Raw genomic sequence first — 7,509 nt, 5'->3', positions numbered from 1 at the left:
GAGTATGTCGAAGTAGATGGCAGCAATCGTAAGGTAGTTCAAACTGAGTCAACTCCAGCTCTAGACCGAGTGATTGAAGTTGGAACGAAACAAAGCTCTGTAGGAACAGATACTCCACCAGTTGTAACTCTTCCTGAATACCTTCTACCAAAAGAACCTGAAAAACCAATTACTTCTTCAAGTCCTGAAGAAGGGGTTAAGGACCTTGTCTTTAAACTTCCAAGCTTGGATATTATCAAGAAGGCAGTACCATTCAAGACTATCCGTCACGAAAATCCAAACTTAGATAAAGGAAAAGAGAAAGTTCTAGCAGAAGGGAAAGATGGTGCTATAATCGAGTATGTCGAAGTAGATGGCAGCAATCGTAAGGTAGTTCAAACTGAGTCAACTCCAGCTCTAGACCGAGTGATTGAAGTTGGAACGAAACAAAGTTCTGTAGGAACAGAGGCGCCACCAGTTGTGACTCTCCCTGAGTATGTTCTACCTAGAGAAACTGAAAAACCAGCTCCTGCAGTTATAACAGAAGATTCACCAAGAAAAGATGAAAAAGCACCTGTTGCTACTACAGTTAAACAAGACAAGGAAAAACAACTCCCAGAAACTGGAGAGCAAGAAGCAAATGCCTTCTTATTCTTGGCTGCTATTACTTCAGTATTGTCTCTACTCATCTTCCAAAAGAATTTCAAAAACTAATTAAAATCTTTACTTAATTCTTTTCAATGATTCTAGTTCCCCCAAAGAGAAGACCAGCCGGTCTTCTCTTTTTCTATATATAAATCAAAAAACATCCATAAATTTCTACGGATGTCTTAGTATATATAAAACAGAATGATTATTGAACTTTTTATTTTCGGAGCTTACGTAATTGAGAAATACGATCTAATGTATCACAAAAATGATGTACAGTTTAACAACAAATATACAGTTTCTTCGTGCCAGTGCAATTTCTTTTTCTATCTTGAAGATATTTAAATATTCCCAGCTATTATTTCTAAATACTTAGAAATAATTAAAAAAATAAAATATTATTTCCAAATATTTGAAAACAATTGCTATTTGTATTATACTATCTTTGAGGTAACTATTATGAACTATATTAAAAGACCACATTATTTAGACTTTTTAAGAAGACATCGTGACCGCCAAATCATTAAGGTTGTGAGTGGAGTTAGACGAGCTGGTAAATCTGTGCTTTTTCAACTCTATAAAGAGGAGTTACTAGCAACTGGGGTAGACGAGGATCAAATCATATCCATCAATTTTGAGGATCTGAGTTATTATGAACTGCGACATTTTCAAACATTATTTGCTTATATAAAAGAGCGATTAGTTGAGGAGAAAACATACTATATCTTTTTAGATGAAATTCAACATGTTGAAAAATTTGAACTGGTAGCAGATAGTCTATTCATCTTACCAAATGTAGACCTCTATTTGACTGGATCTAACGCCTACTTTATGAGTAGCCAATTAGCGACAAACTTGACTGGTCGGTATGTTGAGATAGAGATCCTTCCTTTGTCATTTGAAGAATACCTATCAGGTCAATCTCTCTCAGAGAATCTGAATACAACAGAAATTTTTAACAATTATCTCTTTAGTGCTTTCCCTTACTTATTGCAAACATCATCTTACGCTGAAAAAATTGACTATCTCAGAGGAATATATAACTCAATACTGTTAAATGATATTGTCACTAGATTGGGAAATCCAAATCCTACTATTATTGAGCGCATTGTCCGAACCCTTCTCAGTAGTACAGGTAGCTTAATATCAACAAATAAGATTCGCAATACCCTTGTCAGCCAAAATGTTTCAATATCCCACAATACTTTGGAAAATTATTTGACAACTTTGACAGATAGTTTACTTTTTTATTCTGTTCCACGTTTTGATGTAAAAGGTAGAGCATTATTGCAACGATTAGAAAAATATTATCCCGTTGATTTAGGTTTACGACATCTCTTATTACCAGACCACAAAGAAGACATTGGGCATATCTTGGAAAATATTGTATATTTGGAATTAAGACGTAGATATTCACAGGTATATGTTGGTAATTTAGATAAGTATGAAGTTGATTTTGTTGTTGTAACTGATCTTGGTCACTACGCTTATTATCAAGTCAGTGAAACAACACTTGCTCCAGAAACTTTAGAAAGAGAACTTAGACCACTAGAAGCCATTAAAGATCAATTCCCCAAATATCTGTTAACAATGGATACGATTCAGCCAACAGCCAATTACAATGGAATCGAGAAGAAAAACATTATAGATTGGTTACTAGAAAAGTAGATATGTGCTGAACCCATAAATTGATGCACAAGAATAACACTCCTGTAGACATTTAACAGGAGTGTTTTGTTATGACCATGACCGAAAAAGCTTATTCAGTAGAAACTAATGTAGCCTTCAATTGTGAGTAATAGAAAAAGAACTATACAGATGCAGTTTTTTGCTAATCTGTATAGCTCAATTTAATTATAATCTGGTAACCCTAGAGATATAGTATGGAGTTTTATTTATTCCACCATCATACTTCTTATTATTTTTCTTCAGTAGATATTTCTGATAAGGTGTATCAACCCCATCATCAAGATAAGTTTTTACTTCAATACCATTATCAGACACTACCCATCTGTTACTTGGTTCAATGTGCAACGGAGAGGCATTTCCTCCTCTCCCATTTGTAGCAACTTCATAGAAAGCTTTATCTGCTTGTGAATAAAACCATTCTACCCAAGATTTTTTATCATTAGCTAATTTACGCCATTGTTTCTCGGTATAATACTTCAAAGGTACACTTAGTTTTTTAGCAGGCGTGGGTAATAAAGCCTTAATAACATCTTCCAGTTGATATGTTTTATCACCTTTATATGTATTGTAATAATCTATCAGTTCACCTGGATTAAACTGACGCACATACAAAGAATAAGCGTTCATAACAGGTTTAGATTTTACCAGTTTAGAAAATTGATAAGCGTAACCATTGTTAATAATTTCTTTAATAGCAAATTCATCCTCAACAGATACTTTACTTATCGGTTGATCACTTTCTACAAATACCGTTCTTTTATCTTTATTAAAAATTACTGCCCTTGTTAAGCTTTCCTGCATGCGATTTTTGAAATCACGAATCTCGTTACGAACTATTTCTGGCAAATCTTTAACTGGGCGACCTGGCAAATAAAGAATAAATTCTTTTCCTGGGGATTTCTCATCGGCTATTCCGCGAGGTGCGGTGGTATCAATTCTCACACCATTTATAAACTTTGTGACCCCCACCTTAGAATAATCCAAATCAGTTAATGTCATCTTATACTCATAGTCATTCACTTTAACTAGATTATTGAATTTACCTGTAAAGTCAGAAATAGATATCTGACCTTTTGGATGATTCGGACCAGTTAACCACCAATTCGTGTCACGAAATTTTCCAATGATATTACCATCTTTGGAAATTCTCATGGATGTTCCCCACCCTCCTCTAAGATTAGGTATGTAGAATGGTTTTGTTAGTTTTTCAAATATAAATATAGTTTCTGAATTTTGAACAGACTCATAAAGTTTAGCTTCTAATTCACCATCAAATAAGGTTAATTCAGGCTCTAATTCCAAGTCTTTGAGAAGTCCCAAAGATTTAAGCTGCTCCAAAATTTCTAATTTAGCCTTTAAAGTTAGATAACCAATTTCTCTGACGAATAATTTTAGAGATGATTTATTTTTAATATAATTAATTTGATTTTTCTCATACTCTTCCCCAGTCATCGAAAACGAAGCATCTATTCCTACCCCTGCATCAGCAGAAACAGAAACTGTATCTATCCCTAATATTTTGGGTTCTACTTTTATTTCTGGACCAACTTTGACTGTGGCTTTAGCTTTGAATTCTGTGACAGTCTTTTTAAGATCTGCAGTATGCTTAGGTTCAAGAACCCCATTTTTAAATTTGATTGAGTTTTGAATTGAATATGTACTTGATATTGAAACACTTATACTCCCATCAACAGAGATCTTAAGCATTATAGGAATATTTACAGTCATCCCCGTAACTGGTGTAGCTAAAATCAATTCTCCTAATTTCTTTTCTATACTTTCTGGAGCTCTTGTTTTCCATTCTGCTGATTTACTAAATTCTAAAGAACCTTCTGTAGTAAAACTCAATTCATTATTGATATCAAAATTCATAAAATCTATTTTAGGAGTCCAGAAATTTAAATTGACAGCATTTGACCAAACCTTACCTGAAATATTGAATGATAGCGCTCCTTTGATGCTTTTATCATCATTTTTCTTCTTACCAGTCAATGAGACTGATGCTGATAGAAGAGATCCTTCAAGAGATACACTCCTAAATAAACCTTGATCTGTATTTGATGCTTTTTTTACAGTAACTCCTTCAGCTGGAATGAAAGTAGCACGGTTGATATTAGACGACCAAGCTTTTGTATTGATATTCTGTACAACCTCGTACAATGATGGCACACTATATTCAATAACTGACTGATTATTAATAGTGCTAATAGAATTGATCTTAATAGCTTTAGAAGTCTCATAAATCTTAGATGGAGGAATAATAAGAACATCACCTACTCTAGCATCAATTTCTTTAGATAATACTACTTTTTTCCCATCATCAATTTCGCTCTGATATTGACCATCATTAACATAAATTACATTGCTTTTTAGATGGTAGGCAATCATATCATCTGAATATTTTCTTCCTAATTCAAAATGACCCTTTATATTTTCAATTATCGGATCACCATAAGGCAGGGGAGTAATTTTGGCTTCGAATCCATCAGATTTCAAGGTATACGATTGATTTGTGATTAAATGAGTAAACATATAACCATCAAAATCAGTATTAGTCTCTGCAACTAGTTTATTATCTTTATAAATTGAAACAGATTTTTCTTCTATAGCATTGCTTTTACTATCAAATGCATGTCCCGAAACAACTACATCTTTTCTTGATAGACCATTTGGTTTTGTACCTATATGATAAACTTTAGTAATTAATGGTATTTCTTTAGTAATTACTAATTCCGTTTGTTGTTCTTTGTTACTTAGATCTCGTTTTTTCTTAATATTTACCGTAACATAACTAGCTTGAATATTTTGTAATTGTCTCTGACCTGCGAGAATTGTATTATCATAGACTTCTATTGTCTTAACCTGCACCAACTTTGCTCCATCTGGTGCTAGAAGATTTAGCAATGGTGTTCTATCTTTTACTAACTCACGTATTTTTTCACGGTCAGTAATGACTGTTTTATTTTCAGATTCAGTAACCTCTACTGTATAATAACTTGGGAGAGAATGTTTTTGTGTTGTTGCTTTAGATTCGTCAGCAAGAGTCGTCGCTGAGCTCGCACTTGGTACTACTTCACTAGTAGTAGGTTGAGTTGCCGTTTTCTTCGTTCCAACCAGAACAACTTTATTTTGTGGTTCTTCTCTTGTTTCTGAGATTGTTTCCTTTACAGTTTCTACATTATCCACTAGGGTAATCTTTTGAATAGAAACTTTCTTCCCAAGTTTACCTTCTGTTTCTACCTTAGTCTCACCTTCAGCTAAAGAGCTATCCTTCTTAACAACCACTTCAAACGGAATGTCTTCTGTAGTACGCATGGTACGAATAACTTTTTTTGCTTTAACTATTGTAGGCTCTGCAATAGTTTCCAAGCTAGAGTTTGAAGCCTCAACTGGAGATGTAATTTCTTCTTTTTTATCCTCTCCTACTGAAGATCCTGTTGAAGATGTTGCTCCTTTATTTTCAATTTCCGAATTTTTTTCAACTGTTGGCTTAACAGAGGTTGAATTAGCAGTTGGAGTAGTTGTAACTTGCGTCTCATCTTCCACAACTTCCTCAGACAATATTTCTACTAATGTAGATGGGATAACAACGTTTGTTTCCTTGAGAAGATCCGTAGTTGTCTTTTCTTCCGATACAGTATCTTTCTTGTAAACTTCAGTTACAGTTCGAATGATAACTAGCTGACCATCCTGAACTTCTCGTGTTTCAACAGGTTGGCTCGTGCTAACTTTTGTATAACCAGTAACATCTTCTAAAGCATTCCCAGAGTCATCCACTTTGATAATTTTATCAATAACTTTAGGGTCTACAGGCTTGACTGATTCATCTTCTTTTGGTGGAATTATTGGTTCAACCGGTTCAACTTTTCCTCTACTACTATCATCAATATCATCTTTCTCAGGTTTATCAGTTGAATTAATTGTATCCTTCATTGTATTCCTCTGAGATGGAAGTGGAGTTACAGTTGTAGTTGAATTCGTAACTACATCTTTACCATCAATATAACCAACAAAATGATATCCTGAAATATTCACTCTACCATCTGGAAACGTTGCACCTGCTGATATTGTTTCAGTATGGTTATAATTTGACAAAGTAGCAACCGTCAAAGCAGATACAGTTGTTACTGTCAAAACTCCTCCAACCAAAGAGATTGACAAAATACTCTTAACAATCTTCTTGTCTGCTTTACCAGTTTTCTTTATGATAAAAGCAACTAACAATAAACCTGTTCCAATAATAGAAGCCAAGGGCAATACATTACTTCCAGTATTTGGTAAAGTATTATTTGCAGTATCTTTACGATAGATAACAAACAGATCTGAACCATCTACAAGATTCTTTGGCAACTCGTTTACAATGAGTTTTTTCTCTGTTTCTGTCAACTCATCTGTAGTAGTATATTTATAGTTTACTGTTATATCTGTTTCAGCGGCTGAAACTGCTTCAAGAGGAAGTGAAGAAAAGCCAATAATTCCAATAACGGCAGACACTGCACCAATTCCTGAAACTTTTCTCAGACTAAACTTTCTTCTACGTTCATCTGCATTAAACTTATCTTTTAGTTTCATAATGCTCTCCTTTTTATTGATAAGCTACTTCCGTATATTCAAAAAGAAATAACTCATCTTATACACATTTTATCCTCCATTCTATTATTTTGTCAAGTATTATCAGTATTTCTTAGTAAATTATAAAAAATAAATTTTATCTCTTAAATTAAAGGGGGGTGGGGACTTCCCCAAAATGCAAATCACCCCAAAAGTACATACACTATGTGTATACAAATTTTGGGGGTGATTTTGGGAATGTGTGTATACAGACTCTGAGCTCGCAAAGTCACATTATGAGAAATCTCTCCCCTTCGATAAAATGATCCAAAAAATCACTTTAATAAATCAATGGTGGAAATTTTGGGGTGAACTCTCGATTTTTAGACAAAAAAAGACATCCAAGAGAAAATTCTTGAATGTCTGTAAACGTTGATATAATCGTATTGATTAACGTTTTGAGAATTTTTATACTATAAACTATGGATACTCTATCTAAACAAATCCCTCTATATCAATATTTTAGAACTTGAAATTTCCATGAAAATGGATTAAAATCCTCTGCTCTGGATAAAATTAACACCAATTAACACCGTAAAATAGACTAGTCAGCTATCTCGATTTCGAGATAGTTTTTCATTC

The 7,509-nt window shown here is 33.7% G+C and carries 3 protein-coding genes; 2 read left to right on the top strand and 1 reads right to left on the bottom strand.

Annotated elements, in window-relative coordinates; all coding sequences use genetic code 11:
• Together N5909_RS02280 and N5909_RS02275 are read left to right on the top strand one after the other, a co-directional pair.
• Positions 1-693, top strand: a 693-nt coding sequence (locus N5909_RS02280) for a G5 domain-containing protein (RefSeq protein WP_271630715.1), incomplete at its 5' end; no start/stop codon positions are given.
• 393 nt (positions 694-1,086) lie between these two features.
• Entirely contained in the window at positions 1,087-2,295 is a 1,209-nt protein-coding gene (locus N5909_RS02275; protein ID WP_033681289.1) for an ATP-binding protein, read from the top strand.
• Between the two features lie 186 nt (positions 2,296-2,481).
• On the opposite strand, the gene N5909_RS02270 is transcribed toward N5909_RS02275, so the two are convergent.
• On the bottom strand, positions 2,482-6,888 hold the full coding sequence (locus tag N5909_RS02270) for a G5 domain-containing protein (RefSeq protein WP_033681287.1): 4,407 nt from the start codon (positions 6,886-6,888) through the stop codon (positions 2,482-2,484).
• Positions 6,889-7,509 lie beyond the last annotated feature (621 nt).

Origin of the sequence: Streptococcus gwangjuensis (assembly GCF_028156745.1) — a bacterium.
Classification (GTDB): Bacteria; Bacillota; Bacilli; order Lactobacillales; family Streptococcaceae; genus Streptococcus; species Streptococcus gwangjuense_A.
This window is presented reverse-complemented; position numbering and strand designations above follow the sequence as displayed.